This is a genomic window from Pseudomonas sp. RIT623 (assembly GCF_004519305.1).
Taxonomy (GTDB): domain Bacteria; phylum Pseudomonadota; class Gammaproteobacteria; order Pseudomonadales; family Pseudomonadaceae; genus Aquipseudomonas.
This window is the reverse complement of record NZ_SOZA01000035.1, coordinates 1-23078: the sequence shown is the minus strand read 5'-3', so window position 1 is coordinate 23078 and position 23078 is coordinate 1. Positions and strand designations below refer to the sequence as shown.

The following is a 23078-nucleotide window of genomic DNA, read 5'->3' as shown; positions in this document are numbered from 1 at the left end:
GTTCGCCGGCAAGCCGGCTCCTACGGGCGACACTTCTGTAGGAGCCAGCTTGCCGGCGAACTCCGCGGTGCCTGGTTCACCAGCAGGGCTGGCTCCTACAGATTGGCTGCAATGCTTTAACGAACGATGCGATACGTGCTCTGCACAAACCCGCTCTCGTAACTGGTCGTCCTCATGTGCTGCAACAGCACATCCTTCGCCAACCCGCCGAACAACGGTATCCCCTGCCCCAGCAGCACGGGGATGCGGGTGATGGTCAGTTCATCCACCAGCCCCTCGCGCAAGAACCCCTGAATCAGCTTGCCGCCATCCAGGTACAGGCTCTTCGCGCCCGTGGCCTGCAGGTGCTCGAGCAACGCCGGGATCGGCCCCGGGTGCAGCTCGACGCGCTCTGACACGCCCCTGGGCAGCGCCTCGAGGGTACTGCTGAGCACCACCACTCGCGTATCAGGGTATGGCCACTCGCCAAAGGTCATGACCTTGTCGAAGGTACCGCGCCCCATCACCAACGTATCGACGCCCGCCATGAACCCGGCATAACCATGGTCGTCAGCGGACTGGGTGGCGCCCATCAACCAATCGAGGCCGCCATCTTCACGGGCGATGTAGCCATCCAGGCTGGTGGCGATGAAAACACTGGCTTTGAGTGGCATGCGCGGGCGCTCCTGCGGGCAAAGGCCACAGGGTAGCAAAGGGCGGGGATATAAATCGCGGGCAAAAGAAAAAGGGCATCTCAGTCGAGATGCCCTTTTTACATGGTGGGTCGTGTAGGATTCGAACCTACGACCAATTGGTTAAAAGCCAACTGCTCTACCAACTGAGCTAACGACCCGGAAAATGGTCGGGGTGAGGGGATTCGAACTCCTGACATCCTGCTCCCAAAGCAGGCGCGCTACCGGACTGCGCTACACCCCGAGATTGGCTCCGCGACCTGGACTCGAACCAGGGACCCAATGATTAACAGTCATTTGCTCTACCGACTGAGCTATCGCGGAACTGAACTTCGGTACATCTTTACTGCTTCGAAGCCTGTGTTAGCTTCGATCTCTTTGGCTATCCGCTTTCGCGTTGTCGCTGCTGAGGCCGGCTATTCTACATTCTTCGTTTTGCTTGTCAACCACTTTTTTTCGTTCAACTTACTGATTTGTAAGTTATTTTCAGATCGTCGGTGTTGCTGGCGATCTGCTCAGTGCCTGACAGCGGGGCGAATATTAGGGGCACTCTGATTTTTGTGCAAGCACTTTTTTCAAAATTTTCAGCGAGTTATGGCTGAAGCTGGAAAATCAGGGGTTTGAGGGCCCTATCGCCGGCAAGCCGGCTCCTACAGGGAAGGCATAACACCTGTGGGAGCCGGCTTGCCGGCGATGCTTTTTCAGGCAAAGACGATCTCGTCCCCTTCCACTTGTGCGGTAATCGCCGCGCCAGGCACGAACTGCCCGCCGAGGATCAATTGCGCCAGCGGGTTCTCGATCCAGCGCTGGATCGCCCGCTTCAATGGCCGTGCGCCATACACCGGGTCGTAACCGACGGCGATCAGCTTGTCCAACGCCTCCGGGCTCAGGCTTAGCGACAGCTCGCGCTCGGCCAGGCGACCACGCAGGCGGCCAAGCTGGATCTCGGTGATACCGGCGATCTGCTCGCGGCCCAGCGGTTCGAACACCACCACTTCGTCGATGCGGTTGATGAACTCCGGACGGAAGTGCGCGCCCACCGCGTCCATCACCGCCGCACGCTGTGCCTCGCGGTCACCGGCCAATTCCTGGATCTGCGCCGAGCCCAGGTTGGAGGTCATCACGATCACGGTGTTGCGGAAGTCCACGGTACGGCCGTGGCTGTCGGTCAGGCGGCCATCTTCCAGTACCTGCAGCAGCACGTTGAACACATCCGGGTGGGCTTTCTCCACCTCGTCGAGCAGTACCACCGAGTACGGCTTGCGGCGCACGGCCTCGGTCAGGTAGCCGCCCTCCTCATAGCCCACATACCCTGGCGGGGCACCGATCAGACGCGCCACGGAGTGTTTCTCCATGAACTCGGACATGTCGATGCGCACCATGGCCTCTTCGGTGTCGAAAAGGAACTCGGCCAGCGCCTTGCACAGCTCGGTCTTGCCCACCCCGGTGGGCCCAAGGAACAGGAACGAACCACTCGGGCGGTTCGGGTCGGACAGCCCGGCGCGGGACCGGCGTACGGCGTTGGCCACGGCGGTCACCGCCTCGTCCTGGCCGATCACCCGTTCGTGCAGCAGGCTTTCCATCTTCAGCAGCTTCTCACGCTCGCCTTCGAGCATCTTCGCCACCGGAATACCGGTCCACTTGGACACCACTTCGGCAATCTCTTCCTCGGTGACCTTGTTGCGCAACAGCTGGTTGTCGGTCTTGCCGTGCTGGTCGACCATCTGCAGGCTGCGCTCCAGGTCCGGGATCACCCCGTACTGCAGCTCGGCCATGCGGCTGAGGTCGCCCTTGCGGCGGGCGGCTTCCAGCTCCTGGCGGGCCTGCTCGATCTTTTGCTGGATCTGCGCCGAACCTTGTACCTCGGCCTTTTCCGAGGCCCAGATTTCTTCGAGGTCGGAGTACTCGCGCTCCAGGCGCTCGATTTCCTCGGTCAGTTTTTCCAGGCGTTTCTTCGCCGCTTCGTCTTCTTCCTTCTTCAGCGCCTGGGATTCCACCTTCAGCTGGATCAGGCGACGGTCGAGACGGTCGAGCACCTCCGGCTTGGAGTCGATCTCCATGCGGATGCGGCTGGCGGCTTCGTCGATCAGGTCGATGGCCTTGTCCGGCAGCTGGCGGTCGGTGATATAGCGGTGGCTGAGCTTGGCCGCGGCAATGATCGCGCCGTCGGTGATAGCCACCTTGTGGTGCACTTCGTAGCGTTCTTTCAGGCCGCGCAGGATGGCGATGGTGTCTTCCTCGCTCGGCTCCTCGACCAGCACCTTCTGGAAGCGGCGCTCGAGGGCTGCGTCCTTCTCGATGAACTGGCGGTACTCGTTGAGCGTGGTGGCGCCGACGCAGTGCAGCTCGCCACGGGCCAGGGCCGGCTTGAGCATGTTGCCGGCGTCCATGGCGCCCTCGCCTTTACCGGCGCCGACCATGGTGTGCAGCTCGTCGATGAACAGGATGATCTGGCCTTCCTGCTTGCTCAGTTCGTTGAGCAGGCCTTTGAGGCGCTCTTCGAACTCGCCGCGGTACTTGGCGCCAGCGATCAGCGCGCCCATGTCCAGCGCCAGCAGGCGCTTGCCCTTGAGGCCGTCGGGCACTTCGCCGTTGATGATGCGCTGGGCCAGGCCCTCGGCGATGGCGGTCTTGCCGACGCCGGGCTCGCCGATCAATACCGGGTTGTTCTTGGTACGGCGTTGCAGCACCTGGATGGTGCGGCGGATCTCGTCGTCACGGCCGATCACTGGGTCGAGCTTGCCTTCCTCGGCGCGCTTGGTGAGGTCGACGGTGTACTTGTCCAGGGCCTGGCGCGATTCCTCGGCGTTGGCGTCGTTCACCGCCGCGCCGCCGCGCAGGTTGTTGATGGCGTTTTCCAGGGCCTTCTTGCTCACGCCCTGGCCGAGCAGCAACTTGCCGACCTTGCTGTTCTCGTCCATGGCAGCGAGCAGCACCAGTTCGCTGGAAATGAACTGGTCGCCCTTCTGCTGGGCCAGGCGGTCGGCCTGGTTGAGCAGGCGCGCCAGGTCCTGGGACATGTTCACATCGCCCGTGGGGTTCTGGATTTTCGGCAACTGGTCGAGCTCTTTGGTCAGCGCCTTGCGCAGGCTGTTGACGTCGAAGCCGACCTGCATCAGCAGCGGCTTGATCGAGCCGCCCTGCTGGTCGATCAGCGCCTGCAGCAGGTGCAGGGGCTCGATGGCCGGGTGGTCCATGCCCACGGCCAGGGATTGGGAATCGGATAACGCGAGTTGCAGCTTGCTGGTCAGTCGGTCTATTCGCATGGGGGATACCTTCCTTTAAAGGGCAGGCGGAGCGATGGACAGCACCTGTAATGATGAACCTGCCTGAGATGACCAATAGATAAGGGTGATTCTGGAAGATTCAAGCGTAGCGGGATTGACCGGGGTCAGCACGCGGGGGGATGGCTGGGGGCGCTTTGCGCCCCTTTCGCGGCACAAGGCTGCTCCTACAGAGGATTGCACTCCCCCTGTAGGAGCGGCCTTGTGTCGCGAAAGGGCTGCAAAGCAGCCCCCGGCGTCCTTATGGCTGCAACCACACCAACGAAGCAAAGCGCCCACCCTGCGGGGTACGGCGATAAGAGAAGAAGCGTGGATCGCTGACCGTGCACAAGCCACCGCCATAGACAGCCGTAACACCCCGCGCCGCCAGGCGAATCCGCGCCAGCTGGTAGATATCGGCCATCAGTTTGCCAGGGCGCGCGCCATCGACAAAGGCAGTGGCGGCCTCAGGATGCACGGCGGTAAAGGCATCGCGCACTTCCGTGCCCACCTCGAACGCCTGCGGCCCGATGGCCGGGCCCAGCCATACCAGCACTTCTTCAGGTGGCAGGGCCAGGCGATCGAGGGTGGCTTCCAGCACGCCACCGGCCAGCCCGCGCCAGCCAGCATGGGCGGCGGCCACGCGAGTACCGGCGCGATCGCAGAACAAGGCAGGCAGGCAATCGGCGGTCATGACGGTGCAGGCTATACCGGGCTGGTCGGTCCAGCTGGCATCGGCTTCGGCGACCACGGCGGGATCGGCATCGGCCACCACCAGCCCGTGCACCTGCTTGAGCCAGGCGGGCTGGATGGCGAATTCAGCGCTGAGGCGACGACGGTTCTCGGCGACCGCGGTGGGGTCGTCGCCCACATGGTCGCCAAGATTGAAGGCTTCATAGGGCGGCAGGCTGACGCCGCCCTGGCGGGTGGTGACACAGGCGCGTACCGAGGCCGGGGCTGGCCAGTCGGGAAAGAGCAGCGCCTGGGTCAGACCGTTCATCCGATAAAGCTCTCGCGGTCCTGGTCGAGCAGCGACAGCAGCCACCGGAAGTCGTCCGGCAGCTCCGACTTCCACTCCATGCGCTCGCCGGTGGTGGGGTGGTCCAGCGCCAGGAAGCGGGCATGCAGGGCCTGACGCGGGAAGTTCTTCACCGCCTCGACCATGGCCACGCTGGCCGCCGGCGGAATGCGGAAACGCACGCCGTAGGTCTGGTCGCCGACCAGCGGATAACCGACATGCGCCATGTGCACGCGGATCTGGTGGGTACGGCCAGTTTCCAGCTTGACCCGCACATGGGTGTGCGAGCGGAAGCGCTTGAGCACGCGATAGTGGCTGACCGCCGGCTTGCCGCCGTCGGTCACCGCCATGCGCTGGCGCTCGCCGCCGTGGCGGCCGATCGGGGCGTCGATCTTGCCACCGGCGATCACCACGCCGACCACGATGCACTCGTAGATGCGGCTGACCGAGCGCTTCTGCAACTGGTCGACCAGGTTGGTCTGCGCTTGCAGGGTCTTGGCCACCACCATCAGGCCCGTGGTGTCCTTGTCCAGGCGGTGCACGATACCGGCGCGCGGTACGTTGACGATGTCCGGCACATGGTGCAGCAGGGCATTGAGCAGGGTGCCATCGGGGTGGCCAGCCGCCGGGTGGACCACCAGGCCGGCCGGCTTGTTGATCACCAGGATCTGGTCGTCTTCATAGACGATGTCCAGCTCGATGTCCTGAGCCACCCATTCGCCCTGGGCCTCCTGCTCGGCCTCGAGGGCCAGGATGGAGCCGGTGTGGACGGTGTCGCGCGGTCGCAGCACCGCGCCATCGACGGTCAGGCGGCCATCTTTGATCCACGAGGACAGGCGCGAACGCGAGTACTCGGCGAACAATTGGGCGGCGACCTGGTCGAGGCGTTGGCCGCCCAGTTCGGACGGGACCTCTGCGCTAAGTTGAATGATCTCGGACATGCTCGAATCGACGGGCGTTCAGCCTTTGGTTTCGGCTGCGCGCTTGTGGTTAAATACGGCTTCTTTTGCCCCGGGGTTGCCCGGGGGTGCTCATCATAACAGGACGGCACCGCCCAAGACAGCGGCCGTCAAAGGGACGCAAGCCGCCATGCAAGTGAAACACCTGCTGCTGATCGCCATCCTCGGGCTCACCGCGGCCTGTTCCTCCAACAAGGAAGTCATTGACGAGAACCTCAGCGAAGCCGAGCTGTATCAGCAAGCTCAGGCCGACCTGGACAACTCCAGCTACACCAGCGCCGTGAACAAGCTCAAGGCCCTGGAGTCGCGCTACCCATTCGGCCGCTACGCCGACCAGGCGCAGCTCGAGCTGATCTACGCCAACTACAAGAACTCCGAGCCCGAGGCCGCCAAGTCGGCTGCCGAGCGCTTCATCCGCCTGCACCCGCAGCACCCGAACGTCGACTACGCCTATTACCTCAAGGGCCTGACCTCGTTCGACCAGGACCGTGGCCTGCTGGCGCGCTTCCTGCCGCTGGACATGACCAAGCGTGACCCGGGTGCCGCCCGCGACTCGTACAACGAGTTCGCCCAGCTGACCAGCCGCTTCCCCAACAGCCGTTACTCGCCGGACGCCAAGCAGCGCATGATCTACCTGCGCAACCTGCTGGCCGCCTACGAGATCCACGTGGCCAACTACTACCTGAGCCGCGAAGCCTATGTCGCCGCCGCCAACCGTGGCCGCTACGTGGTGGAGAACTTCCAGGAAACCCCATCTGTGGGTGACGGCCTGGCGGTGATGGTCGAGTCGTACCAGCGCATGCACCTGGACGAACTGGCCGCCACCAGCCTCGAGACCCTGCAACTCAACTACCCGGACCATCCGAGCCTGGTCGACGGCCAGTTCGTCACCAAGGTGGACGAAAACGGCAACCGTTCGTGGCTGTCCAAGGCCACCCTGGGCCTGATCGAAACCAAGACTCCGCTGCCGCCAGGCGAGACCCGCGCCAACCAGGACGTAGTCAAGCAGTTCCAGGATGCCCGTTCGGAGATCCCGCAAGAGCTGCTGCCCAAGGACGAGAACGGCGACGTGATCCTGCCGGAAGGTCCTAAGGAAGCCGAGAAGGACCGCAGCTGGTTCAGCTACATGACCTTCGGTCTGTTCGACTGAGCCACGCGCAAGCGAAAGAAAGGGAGGCCCGAGGCCTCCCTTTTTTATTGGCCGCGCCCTAGACTGTCGGCTTCTTCATTCGACAAGCTGGACACCATGGTTCGCCTACTTTTCTGGATCGCCCTGATCGCTGCCGCGTTCTGGCTGTGGCGCAAGTTCAAGAGCAGTCAGCAGTCGCCTGCCGAGCCCCGGCTGCAAGACCCGCTGAAGATGGTGCGCTGCGCCCATTGTGGCGTGCACCTGCCCAACGACCGGGCGTTGCAGCAGGGCAAGGAGTGGTATTGCAGCCAGCAGCATTTGCAGCAAGGGCCAGGCCAGCAGCGCTAAACAGTCCGACCAAAGGGCGCCAAGGTTAGCCTTACCGCAACCTGTAGGAGCCAGCCTTGCTGGCGAACACCGGCAAGGCCGGTGCCATACACCGCGTTGCCAGGTTCACCGGCAAGCCGGCTCCTACAACAATCAGCGCTTCACCCGCTCAAAGCAACCGCCCCTCTGGCGCATAGGGTGCCGGGTCGATGATCGGCTCACGCCCCAGCAACAGGTCACTGAACAACTGGCACGACGCCGGCGCCAGCACCAGGCCATTGCGGTAATGGCCACAGTTCAACCACAGCCCTTCATGCCCCGGCACCGCGCCAATGTACGGAATACCTTCTGGCGACCCCGGACGCAAACCCGCCCAGTGCCCAACGACTTCGGCATCGGCCAATGCCGGCAACAGCTCGATGGCCGACGCCTTCAGGCTCTCCAGCGCATCCTCGGTCGGGGTCTTGTCGTAGCCAGCATGCTCCAGGGTGCTGCCCACCAGGATATGCCCGTCACGGCGAGGGATTGCATAGCGCCCCTTGGCCAGGACCATGCTGGGGAGGAAGTCCTCGGCGCACTTGAACAGGATCATCTGGCCCTTCACCGGCTCCACCGGCAGGTCCAACCCCAGCGTCTTCAGCAGATCGCCGCTCCAGGCTCCGGCACTGAGCACTACGTCATCGGCGGCCAGCACGCCATCGTCGGCCCGCACGCCCGTGACACGACCGCCCTCCTGTTCGAAGCCGGTGATCTGGCAGTGCTCGCGCAGGGTGACGTTGGGTAGCGCCTGCAGCGCGGCCTTGAGCGACTTGACCAAGCGCGGGTTACGCACATTGGCCACCCCCGCCATGTAGATCGCGTGCCGGTAGCCCGGCCCAAGCACTGGTACCGCATCGTAGGCCGCCGAAATATCCACCGCACTCAACGGCCGCTGTTCCCGCACAGCCCAGGCCAATGCCTCGGCCTCATCGTCCAGGTCGAGCCAGTAGAGCCCGGTGGTATGGACCTCGGGGTCGACGCCGGTGCTGGCGAACAGGCGCTCGCCCAGCTGTGGATAAAAATCCTGCGACCAGTGCGCCAGCGCGGTCACCGCTGGGCTGTAGCGCCACGGGTACAGCGGCGAGACGATGCCGCCTCCGGCCCAGGACGACTCACGGCCAACCTCCCCCTGGTCGCACACCACCACCCGGTCGACTTCTGCCGCCAGGTTGAACGCTGTCAGCAGGCCAATCACCCCGCCACCGACAATCACTACTTGCTTGCTCATGGTTCGATCCAACACCTGAAGAAATTCCACGGTGCCCAGGCACCCAATGCGCTTCAGCTTCCCCAGCAGGTTTCAGCACCCTCGCTGCCGCCTGGATTGTCACGCACGCCGGCCTGATCGAGGCGAAAATCGCCACAGGGGTCGTGCGCCATGAACGCACCCGCCACACGCCGGGCAAGCAGCGTGAAAGCCTCTGCGTCACGTTGGGCTAGCAAACGGTAGTAACGGCTGCCCGACGGCAGCACCGTCTGCAACTGCTCGCTGTCGGCATAGCCACCGCTGCGCGCGCGGTGCTGTTCCAGGCGCAACGCGGCGTCGTGCAGCAGGCCGACCACCTCGCTGCGCGCGGCACGCCGCAGCTGGTCGCTGTAACTGGGGTAGGCAATGGCTGCCAGCATGCCGATCAGCGCCACGACAATCAATAATTCGATCAGACCAAGGCCTCGTTGCATGTCAGCCCTCCTCCAGGCGTTGCCGCCAGCTGACCCGTCGCACCCGCGCCTGCTCGTCCACCGCATACACCGCCTCCAGGTACTGCCGGCCGCGTGCCTCGCGGCCGAGCGCCGTTACCCGCACCAGGCTCACCTGCTCGCCAATGGGCAGGCCGGCGGCGCGGCTGGTGGTCCCCAGTGCCTGCAACAGCACGAAGCCGCTCTCGGTGGCTTGCCAAGGCGCACCAGGCCTGGCAATGGGCAGATCCGGCGGCAGGCAAGGCCCGCACTCGCTCGCAAGCCCGGCATCGAGCAATGCCGCGCCCTCCACCAGGCTCGCTTCGGCCAGCTCGAATGCCTGGGCACGCCGCACTTGCTCGCCCACCTGCCGCGCCTGCTGCAACGCATCGCGCATGCCCAGCGCCGCCAACAGACCGAGCAGCAGGCTGAGGTTCAACGCCAGCAGCAGCACCACGCCACCCTGGCGGTTCACGCGCCATCACCGGGGTTGCGCAGGGCCACGCTCAGCGCGTGACGCTGTTGCAGTTGATGATCACGGTCGTGCATGAGCAGTTCGATATCCACACGGTCCTCGACCCGCCGCACCTGCATGGCCCGCACATTGTCGATCAGGGCGGCATGCTGGGCGTTACTGGTGAACAGCAGGCTGCCGTTGCGCACGCGATAGGTCACCCGGCGCACCGGCAAGGCCAGCATGCTGTCGCCCGGTACATGCTGGCCCCGCTGGACCCGCGCCCAACTGCGACAGTCGCTGAGCACGGTCCAGTCCGGCGCGCCGAGCAGGCCAGGCAGCTCGGCGCCCACCAGCGTCAGGCTGTCGCCAGTGACCTCGATGGGCCTGGCGAACGCCTGTACGGCTGCGGGGTCGTCGAAGTCCGCCGGCGCCAGCCGCAGGCAGCCGAACATCCCGGCCATGCGGATATCCTCGGCCATGCGTTGCAGGGCCAGGCGCGCGTCGTCCTGCAAACGTGCCGCCGCGCCTTGCAGGCGCCAAGCCTGGTAGGCCTGGACGAACACCTGGCCCGCCGCCGCCAGCAGCAAAGCGCCAAGCGCCACGGCCAACAACACCTCGATCAGGCCGAAGGCGCTTTGCCCACGCTTCATGGCAACACCCGGCCCTGTAGCTGCAACGCTGGCCGCCGATCCGCCATGCTTGGCCAGTGCACCTCTAGCGCCAGCATGCCGGGCGCGCGCCGCACCCGCCCCTGCGCCGAAGCGCCCAAGGCCTGCGTGACCCGTGCCCGCCATGCGCCTTCCTCGCCTGCATCGAGCGCGCCGCGTGCCCTCACCCGCTCGAGCATGCCCTGGGCCAGTTGCAAGGCCAGGCCATCGCGCCTGGCGCTGTCGGCAGCCTGCATGCCGCGTACCTGCAAGGCCGCCGCGGCGAATACACCCAGCGCCAGCACGGTCATGGCCAGCAGCACCTCCAGCAATGTCATCCCGCCTTCCTTCGCCCGCATCCTCACCCTCCTGGGACCTTTCCTCGCGCCCTGCCCGAAGCGGCTGACTGGCGCCCTGCGCGGCCAAGCCGGAAGCTATAGCGAAGCACTTCCAGGGAGGAATGCACGGTGAAGCAACAAGGCGTAACACTGCTACAAATGATGTGCGCGCTGGCCATTGGCAGCCTGCTGACACAGCTGGGTATCACAGCCTACAACCGGCTCGGCGAAACCCTGCAACTAGCCGCCGTGGCCCGGGACCTGGCGCAAACGCTGCGCGCCGCGCGCAACCAGGTCGCGCTGCAGCAACAGGCGCTGACGGTGCATCCACTGGAGGGTGACTGGGGCAAAGGCTGGCGGGTAGCGCAAGAGCGCGACGGCCAATTGGTGCGCGAGCATCGCCTGGGCAAGCCGGCGAAAGTGCTGGCGAGCTCTACCCGCGAGGTGCGTTTCAGTCGGCGGGGGGCGCCCGTGGGCGTCGGCTTCGTCGGCATCACGCTGGACATCTGCCAGCGCAGCGGGCCGGGGAGCCAGCACCAGGTGGTGCTGAGCCCCAGTGGCCGGGTCAGCCTGCGCAGCGACGAGGGCCGCCGCTGTGCAGGAGACTGAGTCAGATCAGCGAGCGTACCCGCAGTTCCTTGGGCATGGAGAAGGTGATGTTCTCCTCGCGGCCGTCGAGCTCTTCGGCGCCGCTGGCACCCCAGGCCTTGAGTTGATCGATCACGCCACGCACCAGCACCTCGGGGGCCGAGGCACCGGCGGTGATGCCGATCCGCTGCACGCCGTCGAACCAGCTGCGTTGCAGGTCCTCGGCACCGTCGATCAGGTAGGCCGGCGTGCTCATGCGCTCGGCCAGCTCGCGCAGGCGGTTGGAGTTGGAGCTGTTGGGGCTGCCCACCACCAGCACCACGTCACACTCGTCGGCCAGTTGCTTGACGGCGTCCTGGCGGTTTTGCGTGGCGTAGCAGATGTCGTCCTTGCGCGGGCCGCCGATGTTCGGGAAGCGCGCGCGCAGGGCGTCGATCACCCGGCTGGTATCGTCCATCGACAACGTGGTCTGGGTGACGAAGGCCAGGTGGTCGGGGTCGTTCACCTGCAACTTGGCAACATCGTCCTCGTCCTCGACCAGGTAGATGGCGCCGCCGTTGCTGGCGTCGTATTGGCCCATGGTGCCTTCGACTTCCGGGTGCCCTTCGTGGCCGATGAGAATGGTCTCGCGGCCGTCGCGGCTGTACTTGGCCACTTCGATATGCACCTTGGTGACCAGCGGGCAGGTCGCGTCGAATACCTTCAGGCCGCGCCCGGCGGCTTCCTGGCGCACGGCCTGGGACACACCATGGGCGCTGAAGATGACGATGACGTCGTCCGGCACCTGGTCCAGCTCTTCGACGAACACCGCGCCACGGTTGCGCAGGTCCTCGACCACGAACTTGTTGTGCACCACTTCATGGCGCACATAGATCGGCGGGCCGAAGACCTCCAGGGCGCGGTTGACGATCTCGATCGCCCGGTCGACCCCCGCGCAGAAACCGCGCGGGTTGGCGAGTTTGATTTGCATGCTCGGCTCCCGGCTCACAAGGCCTTGACGTCGAGGATCTGCACCTCGAAGTTCAACGTCTTGCCTGCCAGTGGATGGTTGAAGTCGATGGTCACCTGGTGGTCGTCGAACGCTTTCACCACACCGGGCAGTTCGGTGTTGGCGGCGTCGTTGAAGATCACCAGCAACCCTTCGGACAGCTCCATGCCGTCGAACTGCGAACGTGGCATCACCTGCACGTTCTGCGGGTTGTGCTGGCCGAAGGCGTTCTCCGGGGCGATGCTCAGCTTGCGCTGGTCACCGGCCTTGAAGCCGAACAGGGCGTTCTCGAAGCCCGGCAGCAGGTTGCCGTCGCCGACCTTGAACACGGCCGGGGCCTTGTCGAAGGTGCTGTCGACGGTGTCGCCGTTTTCCAGGTGCAGCGCGAAGTGCAGGGTGACTTCGGTGTTCTGGCCGATACGGGTCTCAGTCATGGACGGCTTCCTCGGACTTCTTGCTCTTGAACATATCCAGCGCCAGCATCACCGCGCCAACGGTGATGGCGCTGTCGGCCAGGTTGAAGGCCGGGAAGTAGTGGCGGTTCTGCCAGTGCACCAGGATGAAGTCGACCACATGGCCCAACACCACGCGGTCGTACAGGTTACCCAATGCACCGCCCAGCACCAGGGCCAGGGCCACGGCCAGCCAGGTCTCGTTGCGCCCCAGGCGCTTGAGCCAGACCACCAGCACGGCGCTGACCACCACGGCGATCACGGCGAACAGCCAACGCTGCCAGCCGGAACTGTCGGCCAGGAAGCTGAACGCCGCGCCGGTGTTGTAGGCCAGGGTCCAGCTGAAGTAGTCGGGAATGACCACGATCTGCTGGTACAGGCTCAGCGCGCCCTCGAAGTAGACCTTGGTGGCCTGGTCGAGGACCAGCACCACCAGGCTCAGCCAGAGCCAGGCAAGGCGCCCGAAGCGCCCTGCGGACGCATTAGGCATAGTGGCGCACCTCACCGGAGCCGCTCAGGTTGTCGACGCAACGGCCACAGATCTCCGGGTGCTCCGGGTGGCTGCCGACGTCGGCGCGGAAGTGCCAGCAACGGCCGCACTTGGCATGGCCAGACTTGACCACCTTCAGCTTGAGGCCTTCGACCTCGGTTGTCACCGCATCGACCGGTGCCTGGACGAACGGCACCACGCTGGCCGCCGAGGTGATCAGCACGAAGCGCAGCTCGTCGCCGAGCTTGTTCAGGTCGGCGGTCAGGCCCTCTTCGGCGAACAGGGTGACCTCGGCCTGCAGGTTGCCACCGATGACCTTGGCGGTACGCTGGTTCTCCAGCTCCTTGTTGACCGCGGCCTTGACCGCCATCACGCGGTCCCAGTAGGCACGGTCCAGCTCGGCGTCGGCCGGCAGTTCCGTCAGGCCCTGGTACCAGGTGTTGAGCATCACCGACTCGTTACGCTCGCCCGGCAGGTACTGCCAGATCTCGTCGGCGGTGAACGCCAGGATCGGCGCGATCCAGCGCACCAGCGCCTCGCTGATGTGGTACAGCGCGGTCTGGCAGGAGCGGCGGGCGACACTGTTGGCGCCGGTGGTGTACTGGCGGTCCTTGATGATGTCGAGGTAGAAGCCGCCCAGCTCCTGCACGCAGAAGTTGTGGATCTTCGAGTAGACGTTCCAGAACCGGTACTCGCCGTAGTGCTCTTCCAGCTCGCGCTGCAGCAGCAGGGTACGGTCGACCGCCCAACGGTCCAGGGCCAGCATGTCCTCGGCCGGCAGCAGGTCGCGGGCCGGGTCGAAGCCGGACAGGTTGGAGAGCAGGAAGCGCGCGGTGTTGCGGATGCGGCGGTAGGCGTCGGCGCTACGCTGCAGGATCTGCTCGGAAACGGCCATCTCACCGGAGTAGTCGGTGGCGGACACCCACAGGCGCAGGATGTCGGCACCCAGGGTGTTGTTGACCTTTTCCGGCTCGATGGTGTTGCCCAGCGACTTGGACATCTTGCGGCCGTTCTCGTCCACGGTGAAGCCGTGGGTCAGCAGCTCGCGGTACGGCGCGTGACCGTCGATGGCGCAGCCAGTCAGCAAGGAAGAGTGGAACCAGCCGCGGTGCTGGTCGGAGCCTTCCAGGTACAGGTCGGCGCGCGGGCCGGTGGCGTGGCCGATATCGTGGGAGCCACGCAGCACGTGCCAGTGGGTGGTGCCGGAGTCGAACCAGACGTCGAGGGTGTCGGAAATCTTGTCGTACTGCCCGGCTTCATCGCCTAGCAGTTCGGCGGCATCCAGCTTGAACCAGGCCTCGATGCCTTGCTGTTCGACGCGCTTGGCCACTTCCTCCATCAGCTCGACGGTGCGCGGGTGCAGCTCACCGGTCTGCTTGTCGAGGAAGAACGGGATCGGCACGCCCCAGTTGCGCTGACGCGAGATGCACCAGTCTGGACGGTTGGCGATCATCGAGTGCAGCCGCGCCTGGCCCCAGGCCGGAACGAACTTGGTCTCTTCGATGGCCTTGAGCGAGCGCTCGCGCAGGTTGTCGCCGCTGGTGGGCTGCTTGTCCATGCCGACGAACCACTGCGCGGTGGCGCGGTAGATCAGCGGGGTCTTGTGGCGCCAGCAGTGCATGTAGCTGTGGCTGATGGTCTCGGTGTGCATCAGCGCGCCGACTTCGCTGAGCTTGTCGACGATGGCCGGGTTGGCCTTCCAGATGAACTGGCCGCCGAAGAACGGCAGCGACTCGACATACACGCCGTTGCTCTGCACCGGGGTGAGGATGTCGTCGTTGACCATGCCGTAGCGCTTGCAGGTGACGAAGTCGTCTTCGCCGTAGGCTGGCGAGGAGTGCACCACGCCGGTACCGGCGCCCAGCTCGACGTATTCGGCCAGGTAGATCGGCGACAGGCGATCGTAGAACGGGTGACGGAAGTTGATCAGTTCCAGCGCCGAACCCGGGGCGGTGGCGATGACCGAACCTTCCAGGGCATAGCGCTTCAGGCACGCCTCGACCAGCTCCTCGGCCAGCACCAGCAGGCGCTCGCCGGTGTCGACCAGGGCGTAGGTGAAGTCCGGGTGGATGTTCAGCGCCTGGTTGGCCGGGATGGTCCACGGGGTGGTGGTCCAGATCACTATGGCGGCGGGCTTGGCCAGCGCGGCCAGGCCGAAGGCAGCGGCCAGCTTGGCCTCGTCGGCGACCGGGAAGGCCACGTCGATGGTCTGGGATTTCTTGTCGGCGTACTCGACCTCGGCTTCGGCCAGGGCCGAACCGCAATCGAAGCACCAGTTCACCGGCTTCAGGCCCTTGAACACGAAGCCTTGCTTGACCATCTCGGCCAGGGCGCGGATCTCGCCGGCCTCGTTGGCGAAGTTCATGGTCTTGTACGGGTTGTCCCAGTCACCCAGCACGCCCAGGCGGATGAACTCGGTCTTCTGCCCTTCGATCTGCTCGGCGGCGTACTCGCGGCACAGCTCGCGGGTGCGGTCGGCGGTCAGGTGCTTGCCGTGGGTGACCTCGACCTTGTGCTCGATCGGCAGGCCGTGGCAGTCCCAGCCCGGTACGTACGGGGCGTCGAAGCCCGACAGGGTTTTCGAGCGGACAATCATGTCCTTGAGAATCTTGTTCAGCGCATGACCGATATGAATCTTGCCGTTGGCATAGGGCGGGCCGTCGTGCAGGACGAACTTCGGACGATCCTTGCCAATCTCGCGCAGCTTCTGGTACAGGCCAATGCTGTCCCAGCGCTGCAGGATCTGCGGTTCGCGCTGAGGCAGGCCGGCCTTCATGGGGAAGGCGGTGTCCGGAAGGTTAAGCGTGGCTTTGTAGTCGGTCATTTCAGGCTCTTCGTTAGCGGTTGAGCGTGCCAGTGGGCACGTGCGGCGGCGATGTCCGCGTCGATCGCCGACTTCAGCGCCTCCAGGGAGGCGAAACGCTGCTCTTCACGCAGCTTGTGGTGGAATTCCACCGTCAGGCGCCGGCCATAGAGGTCGCCGGCGTAATCCAGGAGATGAATCTCCAGGTGGGGACGGCCATCACCGCTGACGGTGGGTCGTACCCCGATGTTGCCAACACCCGGCCAGTGCTTGCCGTCGATCTCGATGCTGGCCAGGTAGACCCCGGACAGCGGCACGCGACGGCGCTTGAGCTGGATGTTGGCGGTAGGTGTGCCGAGCTGGCGGGCCAGCTTCTGGCCATGCAGCACGCGGCCGGTGATGCGGTATGGCCGGCCCAGCAGGTGCTCGGCGAGCTCGAAGTTGCCATCGGCCAAGGCCTTGCGCACTTCGGTGCTGCTGACCCGCAGGCCGTCCTGCAGCACGGTGTTGGCCGCCTCGAGCGAGAAACCATGCTGCTTGCCAGCCTCGACCAGGAAAGCGAAGTCGCCGGCGCGGTCGCAACCGAAGCGGAAGTCATCGCCCACTTCGAGGTGGCGCACGCCCAGGCCCTCGACCAGCACGGCCTTGACGAACTGCTCGGCGCTGAGCTGGCTCAGGCGCTGGTTGAACGACAGGCACAGCACCCGGTCGATGCCTTCGGCGGCCAGCAGCTCGACCTTGTCGCGCAAGCGCGCCAGGCGGGCCGGCGCGCTGTCCGGGGCGAAGTATTCGCGGGGCTGTGGCTCGAAGATCACCACGCAGGTCGGCAGGCCGAGTGCCTGGCCACGTTCGCGCAGGCGCGCGAGAATCGCCTGGTGGCCGCGGTGGACCCCGTCGAAGTTGCCAATGGTGGCGACACAGCCCCGGTGCTCGGGGCGCAGGTTGTGAAGACCTCGAACCAGCTGCATAACGCGCTTCTTGCTCATAAAGTGGCCGATTATAACCACACCCGGGCGCTGGCGACAGGCAGCAGCGCCACCGGTGGGCATGGAATGCGAAAAACCGACGCCTGACCCTGCTGGCGCCTCAATGCAACGCCTTGCGGGCGAAATGCCGCGGGCGGAAACCGCACAGGAACAAGCAACCGAAATAGGTCACCACGCCCGCCGCGATCAGACCGCCCAGGCGCACGAAACGCGCGAGCATGTCGCCCTGCTCCCAGGCCGGCAGGTAGTGCATGCCCAGCAGTAACACCGCCGACATCAAGGTCACCGCCAGTACCAGTTTCAGCAGGAACATCGTCCACCCCGGCTGGGGCTGGAACAGTTGCTGGCTGCGCAGCTTCCAGTACAACAGGCCGGCGTTGAGGCAGGCTCCCAGGCTGATGGCAAGGGCCAGCCCGGCGTGGGCCAGCGGGCCGATCAGGGCCAGGTTGAGCAGTTGCGTGCAGAGCAGGGTGAAGATCGCGATCTTCACCGGCGTGCGGATATTCTGCTGCGCATAGAAGCCAGGTGCCAGTACCTTGACCAGGATGATCGCCAGCAGGCCCACCGAATAGGCGATCAGGGCGCGCTGGGTCATGGCCGCGTCGAAGGCGGTGAACTTGCCGTACTGGAACAGCGCCACGGTCAGCGGCTCGGCGAGAATCGCCAGGGCCAGGGTGCACGGCAGCACCAGCAGGAAGCACAGGCGCAAGCCCCAATCGAGGATTCGCGAATATTCCTCGCGGTCCTTGTTGGCATAGGTCTTGGCCAGGGTCGGCAGCAGGATGGTGCCCAGGGCCACGCCGAGCACGCCCGACGGCAGTTCCATCAGGCGATCGGCGTAATACATCCACGACACCGACCCGGCCACCAGGAACGAGGCGAAGATGGTGTTGATGATCAGCGAGATCTGGCTTACCGATACCCCGAGGATCGCCGGCAGCATCTGCTTGAGCACGCGCCATACCCCGGTGTCGCGCAGGTTAAGGCGCGGCAGCACGAGCATGCCGATCTTCTTCAGCGCCGGCAGCTGGTACAGCAGCTGCGCCAGGCCGCCGGCCAGCACGCCCCAGCCCAGGGCCATGATCGGTGGGTCGAAGTATGGGGTCAGCAGCACCGCGAATGCGATCATCGCCACGTTGAGCAAGGTCGGGGTGAAGGCCGGCACACTGAAGCGGTTCCAGGTGTTGAGGATGGCCCCCACCAACGACGACAGCGAGATCAACAATATATAAGGAAAGGTCACCCGCAGCAGGCTGGTGGTCAGTTGGTACTTTTCGGCGCTGTCGACAAAACCTGGCGCGGTGGCCCACACCACCCAAGGCGCGGCGAGGATGCCAACCACGGTGACCAGCGCCAGGACCAGGGTCAGCAGGCCACTGATATAGGCGATGAAGGTGCGGGTGGCTTCCTCGCCCTGCTGGCTCTTGTACTCGGCCAGGATCGGCACGAAGGCCTGGGAGAATGCCCCTTCGGCGAAAATCCGGCGCAGCAGGTTGGGCAGTTTGAAGGCGATGAAGAAGGCGTCGGTGGCGATGCCGGCGCCAAAGACCCGCGCCAGGATGGTGTCGCGAACGAAACCGAGCACCCGGGAAATCATGGTGATGGAGCTGACTGCGGCCAGGGATTTGAGCAGATTCATCGAAAATTTTCACGCCAGGGGCAGAGGACGCTGCAGAGAGCGTTCGAATGTGCGATACTCCCGCGCCTTCGCAGGGGGAGCCAAAATTCCCGAGTTTACAGGTCGTGCGGCAGAAGGGAATATTTCCCGCTCATCGACCCACCGCTCGGCGGAACCCTGCAGGTGGCCTTGACATCCGTTCGACTCGTCGGCATGATTCGCGGCCTATTTTGTTTGCTATTTACCTAAAGTCTTTCGAGGAGCTCGACGGTGGCCAACACACCTTCCGCCAAGAAACGTGCAAAACAGGCTGAGAAGCGTCGCAGCCACAACGCCAGCCTGCGTTCCATGGTCCGCACCTACATCAAGAATGTAGTCAAAGCCATCGACGCAAAAGACGCCGAAAAAGCGCAAGCCGCTTACGTTCTGGCTGTACCTGTAATCGACCGTATGGCCGACAAAGGTATCATCCACAAGAACAAAGCTGCTCGCCACAAAGGCCGTCTGAATGGCCACATCAAGGCACTGAAAGAAGCTGCAGCTGCCTAAGCGACGTTCTTGTCGAAAAAACCGACCCTAGGGTCGGTTTTTTTATGCCTGTGATTTGCCGGGCCACACTGGCAGATCACTTATCCTGCGGGAACAATTGTCTTTGTAGGAGCGGCCTTGTGTCGCGAAAGGGCTGCGCAGCAGCCCCAGCAATCCATGTGGTAACGCTGGGGCCGCTTTGCGGCCCTTTCGCGACACAAGGCCGCTCCTACAGGGGCAGGGCCGCATGACGGCCCCGCCCTTCATCACTTGCCGATCTGGATCTTCGGCGCCCACTGCAGCCAGGCATCCTCCGGCTTGTCGAACAGCGCAAAGGTCTGCTGCGGCCGCGCCGGGTTGCCCATCTGCTCGCCATCCGGGGTGGCGAAGGCGATGCCGCCATCGATCAGGGTTTCCAACGACTCGGTGCGCACCGTGGCGCCCTTGAACAAGCCCCAGTCGAAACCGAAGCCGCTGCTGTTCCAGAAACGGCTACCGCCGCGCACCAGACCGGCATAGCGCGGCTCGATCAGAATGTGGATCAGCACGCGGTCGGCGCTCTGGCCCAGCTCGAAGCCGGTGACTTTGCCCACCGTGACCTCCCGGTAGGTGACCGGCACCCCAGGCTTGATCGAGCCGCGCCGCGGCGCGCTCAGCGTCAGCGGCAAACCGACCTCCTCGCCCTTGACTTCAGGCACATCGCTCAAGGCGATGAAGTCACGCTGCGGGCCTTTGTCCTTGAGCGCCGGCAGCACCTCCAGATACTGGCCACCCACCAGGGTGTCGAGGTTCTCGGTGCGCACCAGGCCAAACGCCGGCTTAACCACCCAGAACTGCGTGCCGGTACGGGCGATACGCTCGGAGGCTTGGGTAATTCGCGCACGCAGCAACACCGCTTGCAGATCGGCCGTCAGGTCGACGCTTTCGACGCTGCCCACATCCAGACCGCGGAAGCGAATCGGTGTACCCGGCTTGAGGCCATCGGCGCGGTCCACGCGAATGGTGATCAAGGTACCGGCACGGTTGGCCGCATCCTGGCTCTCGTGCAGACGGAAGCGTGGAATACGCCGCTTGAGCGGCACATCCGGCTTGGGCGTGTCGAAGGAAATACCACCGGCCATCAAGGTCTGCAGCGACTCGCTCTTGACCTGGATACCCGACAGACCGCCCGTCAGGGTGATGCCGCTGGCATTCCAGAAGCGCGTCGAGCCGTTGACCAGGTTGGCGTATTCCTTCTCGATGTGCACGCCGATGAGAATACGCTTGCTGTTACGGGCGAACTGGTAGCTCTGCACACTGCCCACGCGTACCTGGCGGTACATGACCGGGCTGCCCACCTCCAGCGAACCCAGGGTATCGGCGAACAGCACCATGTGCAGCCCCGGCGCCTTCAGGTCCAGCGGCGGCGCCTTGGGTCGCGCCTCGAACTCGCGCTGCGGCTTGGCCCCCGGCTCACCCGGGCGAACGGCAATGTAGTTACCCTTGACCAATGCCTCCAGGCCGGTGATGCCAGCCAGCGAGATCGATGGCTTTACCACCCAGAACTGCGTGCCCTCGACCAGGTAGTCCTCGGCCAGCGGATCCAGGGTCAGCTCGGCCGTGGCGCTGGCCAGGTCGCTTTCGACCTTGAGGTCCTTGAGCGAGCCCACCTGGATACCCTTGTACAACACAGGCGTGCGGCCCTTCTGCAGGCCTTCGAAGTCGCTGAGCTTGACCTTGACCCGGATACCGGCCTGGGCCGCGTCGAAGTCCTCGTACAAGCGGAACGGCAGGCTAGGGTCGGTGGGCGGGCTGTCCTTGCGGTTTTCTGGAGTGGCGAAGGCGATACCGCCGGCGACGATGCTCGACAGCGATTCGGTGCGCACCTTGACCCCCGAGAAATCGGCATCGATGCTGACCCCGCTGGCGTTCCAGAAGCGCGTGTGCTTGCGCACCAGGGCCGCGTACGGCGGGGCGATGAACACCTTGATCTCGACCGTGCCCTGGTCTTCGGACAGCTTGTAGCTCTTCACCCGACCGACCTGGATCTGCTTGTAGAACACCGGGCTGTCACGGTTGAGCGAGCCCAGGCGCTCAGCCTTGAGGGTCAGGTGCAGGCCGGGCTCGCTGTCGGACAGCGGCGGCGCCTCCTTCAACGCAGTGAATCGCTTGGTCGGTTCGCCCTCCCCTGGATCCACGGCAATATAGTTACCGGATACCAGTGTCTCCAGGCCGGTGATCCCCGCCAGGCTGACGCTTGGCTTCACCAGCCAGAACCGTGTGCCTTTGGTGAGATGGGGGCCTGCTTCCTTCTTCATTTCGACGGTGGCGATAACGCCGCGGTTGTCCCCCTTGTCATCCAGCACCAGGGCAACGACCTTGCCCACCGACATGCCTTTGTAGATGACCTCGGTCTTGTTGGCGACGATACCCTCGCCACTTTCGAAGCGTACCTGGATCTCGATACCGGCGTCGCGGTAGGCCTGCCAGGCCAGCCAGCCACCGATCGCCAGGGCAATCAGCGGCAGGATCCAGATGGCCGACCAATTTGAAGCGGGGCGGGTTTTAGCCGTAGGCAAGTCACTCATGGTCGTCATCCGACTCCGTGTTATCCCAGATCAGTCGGGGATCGAAAGTTAAAGCGGCAAGCATCGTCAGGATCACCACGGTGGCGAAGGCGACGGCGCCCAGGTTGGCTTCGACACTGGCGATGCGGCCGAAATTCACTACCGCCACCAAAATGGCAATGACGAAGATGTCCAACATCGACCAGCGCCCGATGAACTCGATGAAGCGGTACATCAGGATGCGCTGGCGGGCCGAAAGCGGCTGGTGCCGCTGCACTGAATACAGCAGCAGGGCGATGCCCACCAGCTTGAAAGTCGGTACCAGGATACTGGCGATGAACACCACCGCGGCGATGGGCAGCATGCCGTGCTTCATCAAGGTGATCACCCCGGACATGATGGTGTCGGGGCTACCCTGGCCGAGGGCGCTGACGGTCATGATCGGCAGCACGTTGGCCGGGATATAGAGGATCATTGCCGTGATCAGCAACGCCCAGGTGCGCACGATGCTGTTCGGCCGCCGCGCATGCACGGTTGCGCCACAGCGAGTACAGGTCTGCGACGTGCTGTCGGCCACCTGGCGGTTCAGTTCATGGCATTCATTGCAAACCAGGATGCCTGCATCAATCGCCCGCATGGACATCCTCCCCCGACAGTGCCACCCAGATCTGGTGTGGCGACATCACCACCTCGAGCCATACCTGCACCAGCAACAGACTAATGAAGCAGAACAGCCCCAGGCCGATGCTCAACTCGGCCAGGTCGACCAGCTTGACGATGGCCACCAGCACGCCCATGAAGTAGACCTCGAGCATGCCCCACTCGCGCAGGTGGTGGTAAATACGATAGATCAGCAAGCCATAGCTGCGGCCGATGTCCAGGCGGATGCTCAGCAGCACCGCCAGTTGGCACAGCAGCTTGAGCAAAGGGATGGCCATGCTGCACAGGAACACCACCACGGCGATGCCGCGCATTTCGGAGTTGTATAGCCCGAGCACACCGCTCCAGACCGTGTCGTCGGAAGTCTGGCCGAGCAGGTGCAGCTGCATGATCGGCAGGAAGTTGGCCGGCACGTAGAGCAACAGGGCCGTGAGCACCAGGGCCAGGCTGCGATTGACCAGGTTGTGTCGATGGGCATAGAGCTCGTAGCCGCACCGCGGGCACTGAGCCTTCTCATCGTGCTGCAGCAGCGGCTTGCGCAGTAGCAGGTCGCACTCGTGGCAGGCCACGAGGTCTTCCAGCGGCAACTGCGCGAGCGCTTGGGGGTCAACAGGGTTGGGCATAGGGAAGTTCTGAATGGATGCGTCGGCTCTATTCTAGTGTTCCGGGTCGAATTGTGGGAGAGGACTATTGAGCAACGACACGGTTTCGGGCTAGCGAGCCAGGCGCCGCAGTTTGCCTGGCCCGGACCCTGTAGGAGCGGCCTCGTGTCGCGATCGGGCGCGCAGCGGCCGTAATCCAGGCGACGCGAATTTCCTGAAGGACCGAGGCTGCAGGTTTTGCGGCCGCTGCGCGCCCGATCGCGGCACAAGGCCGCTCCTACAGGGACCGCAG

At 64.4% G+C, this 23078-nt stretch carries 22 protein-coding genes and 3 tRNA genes; 4 read left to right on the top strand and 21 right to left on the bottom strand.

Annotated elements, in window-relative coordinates; all coding sequences use genetic code 11:
- Nucleotides 1–116: 116 nt before the first annotated feature.
- From E3U47_RS19935 to rluD, 7 genes are all read right to left on the bottom strand, one after another.
- Nucleotides 117–653, bottom strand: a complete 537-nt coding sequence (locus E3U47_RS19935; protein ID WP_134693369.1) for a dihydrofolate reductase family protein — start codon at nucleotides 651–653, stop codon at nucleotides 117–119.
- 103 nt (nucleotides 654–756) lie between these two features.
- Nucleotides 757–832, bottom strand: a tRNA-Lys gene (locus E3U47_RS19930).
- Nucleotides 833–838: 6 nt separating this feature from the next.
- A tRNA-Pro gene (locus E3U47_RS19925) sits at nucleotides 839–915 on the bottom strand.
- Nucleotides 916–919: 4 nt separating this feature from the next.
- Nucleotides 920–995: transfer RNA gene (locus E3U47_RS19920), tRNA-Asn, on the bottom strand.
- 377 nt (nucleotides 996–1372) lie between these two features.
- Entirely contained in the window at nucleotides 1373–3937 is a 2565-nt protein-coding gene (clpB, locus tag E3U47_RS19915; RefSeq protein WP_134693368.1) for an ATP-dependent chaperone ClpB, read from the bottom strand.
- A gap of 259 nt (nucleotides 3938–4196) precedes the next feature.
- The gene (gene pgeF, locus E3U47_RS19910; protein ID WP_134693367.1) at nucleotides 4197–4934 is read right to left on the bottom strand and encodes a peptidoglycan editing factor PgeF; all 738 of its coding nucleotides are present in this window, start codon (nucleotides 4932–4934) and stop codon (nucleotides 4197–4199) included.
- Nucleotides 4931–5893, bottom strand: coding sequence for a 23S rRNA pseudouridine(1911/1915/1917) synthase RluD (gene rluD / locus E3U47_RS19905; protein ID WP_134693366.1), 963 nt, complete (start codon nucleotides 5891–5893; stop codon nucleotides 4931–4933). Before rluD ends, pgeF begins: the two co-directional genes overlap by 4 nt.
- Before the next feature lie 148 nt (nucleotides 5894–6041).
- On the opposite strand from rluD, the gene E3U47_RS19900 reads away from it, so the two are divergent.
- Both E3U47_RS19900 and E3U47_RS19895 read left to right on the top strand, forming a co-directional pair.
- Complete coding sequence (locus tag E3U47_RS19900; protein ID WP_134693365.1) at nucleotides 6042–7061, top strand: outer membrane protein assembly factor BamD; 1020 nt, start codon at nucleotides 6042–6044, stop codon at nucleotides 7059–7061.
- Nucleotides 7062–7157: 96 nt separating this feature from the next.
- Nucleotides 7158–7388: a PP0621 family protein gene (locus E3U47_RS19895; RefSeq protein ID WP_134693364.1), complete on the top strand. Its 231-nt coding sequence runs from the start codon at nucleotides 7158–7160 to the stop codon at nucleotides 7386–7388.
- Nucleotides 7389–7536: 148 nt separating this feature from the next.
- Here the strand turns inward: E3U47_RS19895 and thiO are convergent, their stop codons facing one another.
- From thiO to pilV, 5 genes are read right to left on the bottom strand one after another with little or no spacing between them, the layout of a single operon-like run.
- On the bottom strand, nucleotides 7537–8634 hold the full coding sequence (gene thiO / locus E3U47_RS19890) for a glycine oxidase ThiO (RefSeq protein ID WP_134693363.1): 1098 nt from the start codon (nucleotides 8632–8634) through the stop codon (nucleotides 7537–7539).
- Between the two features lie 53 nt (nucleotides 8635–8687).
- Nucleotides 8688–9086, bottom strand: a complete 399-nt coding sequence (locus E3U47_RS19885; protein ID WP_134693362.1) for a type IV pilin protein — start codon at nucleotides 9084–9086, stop codon at nucleotides 8688–8690.
- Between the two features lies 1 nt (nucleotide 9087).
- Complete coding sequence (locus E3U47_RS19880; protein WP_134693361.1) at nucleotides 9088–9558, bottom strand: hypothetical protein; 471 nt, start codon at nucleotides 9556–9558, stop codon at nucleotides 9088–9090.
- Complete coding sequence (locus E3U47_RS19875) at nucleotides 9555–10190, bottom strand: PilW family protein (protein WP_134693360.1); 636 nt, start codon at nucleotides 10188–10190, stop codon at nucleotides 9555–9557. Before E3U47_RS19875 ends, E3U47_RS19880 begins: the two co-directional genes overlap by 4 nt.
- On the bottom strand, nucleotides 10187–10546 hold the full coding sequence (pilV, locus tag E3U47_RS19870; protein ID WP_134693359.1) for a type IV pilus modification protein PilV: 360 nt from the start codon (nucleotides 10544–10546) through the stop codon (nucleotides 10187–10189). The genes E3U47_RS19875 and pilV overlap by 4 nt, the downstream gene beginning before the upstream one ends.
- Before the next feature lie 108 nt (nucleotides 10547–10654).
- Between pilV and E3U47_RS19865 the strand changes: the two genes are divergently transcribed.
- Nucleotides 10655–11134 carry a GspH/FimT family pseudopilin gene (locus E3U47_RS19865; RefSeq protein WP_256660311.1) on the top strand — a complete coding sequence of 160 codons (480 nt, stop codon included), beginning with the start codon at nucleotides 10655–10657 and terminating at the stop codon, nucleotides 11132–11134.
- A 1-nt stretch (nucleotide 11135) separates the two neighbouring features.
- On the opposite strand, the gene ispH is transcribed toward E3U47_RS19865, so the two are convergent.
- The 6 genes from ispH to murJ all read right to left on the bottom strand — a co-directional run bounded on the left by ispH (nucleotide 11136) and on the right by murJ (nucleotide 18471).
- Entirely contained in the window at nucleotides 11136–12083 is a 948-nt protein-coding gene (gene ispH, locus E3U47_RS19860) for a 4-hydroxy-3-methylbut-2-enyl diphosphate reductase (RefSeq protein ID WP_134693358.1), read from the bottom strand.
- A gap of 14 nt (nucleotides 12084–12097) precedes the next feature.
- A complete protein-coding gene (locus E3U47_RS19855) occupies nucleotides 12098–12535 on the bottom strand; it encodes a peptidylprolyl isomerase (protein ID WP_134693357.1) in 438 nt (145 codons plus the stop codon).
- Nucleotides 12528–13043 carry a signal peptidase II gene (gene lspA / locus E3U47_RS19850; protein WP_102682158.1) on the bottom strand — a complete coding sequence of 172 codons (516 nt, stop codon included), beginning with the start codon at nucleotides 13041–13043 and terminating at the stop codon, nucleotides 12528–12530. The genes E3U47_RS19855 and lspA overlap by 8 nt, the downstream gene beginning before the upstream one ends.
- Complete coding sequence (ileS, locus tag E3U47_RS19845; RefSeq protein ID WP_134693356.1) at nucleotides 13036–15867, bottom strand: isoleucine--tRNA ligase; 2832 nt, start codon at nucleotides 15865–15867, stop codon at nucleotides 13036–13038. Before ileS ends, lspA begins: the two co-directional genes overlap by 8 nt.
- Complete coding sequence (ribF, locus tag E3U47_RS19840) at nucleotides 15864–16814, bottom strand: bifunctional riboflavin kinase/FAD synthetase (RefSeq protein WP_134693355.1); 951 nt, start codon at nucleotides 16812–16814, stop codon at nucleotides 15864–15866. Before ribF ends, ileS begins: the two co-directional genes overlap by 4 nt.
- 118 nt (nucleotides 16815–16932) lie before the next feature.
- On the bottom strand, nucleotides 16933–18471 hold the full coding sequence (gene murJ / locus E3U47_RS19835) for a murein biosynthesis integral membrane protein MurJ (RefSeq protein WP_134693354.1): 1539 nt from the start codon (nucleotides 18469–18471) through the stop codon (nucleotides 16933–16935).
- 249 nt (nucleotides 18472–18720) lie between these two features.
- Between murJ and rpsT the strand changes: the two genes are divergently transcribed.
- The gene (gene rpsT, locus E3U47_RS19830) at nucleotides 18721–18999 is read left to right on the top strand and encodes a 30S ribosomal protein S20 (protein WP_003247625.1); all 279 of its coding nucleotides are present in this window, start codon (nucleotides 18721–18723) and stop codon (nucleotides 18997–18999) included.
- 245 nt (nucleotides 19000–19244) lie between these two features.
- On the opposite strand, the gene E3U47_RS19825 is transcribed toward rpsT, so the two are convergent.
- Genes E3U47_RS19825 through E3U47_RS19815 form a run of 3 tightly spaced genes read right to left on the bottom strand, consistent with a single transcriptional unit; the run spans nucleotide 19245 to nucleotide 22807 of the window.
- Complete coding sequence (locus E3U47_RS19825) at nucleotides 19245–21545, bottom strand: PqiB family protein (protein WP_134693353.1); 2301 nt, start codon at nucleotides 21543–21545, stop codon at nucleotides 19245–19247.
- Nucleotides 21538–22161 (bottom strand): paraquat-inducible protein A, encoded by a 624-nt coding sequence (locus E3U47_RS19820; RefSeq protein ID WP_134693352.1) that lies wholly within the window; start codon nucleotides 22159–22161, stop codon nucleotides 21538–21540. The genes E3U47_RS19825 and E3U47_RS19820 overlap by 8 nt, the downstream gene beginning before the upstream one ends.
- Nucleotides 22148–22807 carry a paraquat-inducible protein A gene (locus tag E3U47_RS19815; RefSeq protein WP_134693351.1) on the bottom strand — a complete coding sequence of 220 codons (660 nt, stop codon included), beginning with the start codon at nucleotides 22805–22807 and terminating at the stop codon, nucleotides 22148–22150. The genes E3U47_RS19820 and E3U47_RS19815 overlap by 14 nt, the downstream gene beginning before the upstream one ends.
- Nucleotides 22808–23078: the final 271 nt, after the last annotated feature.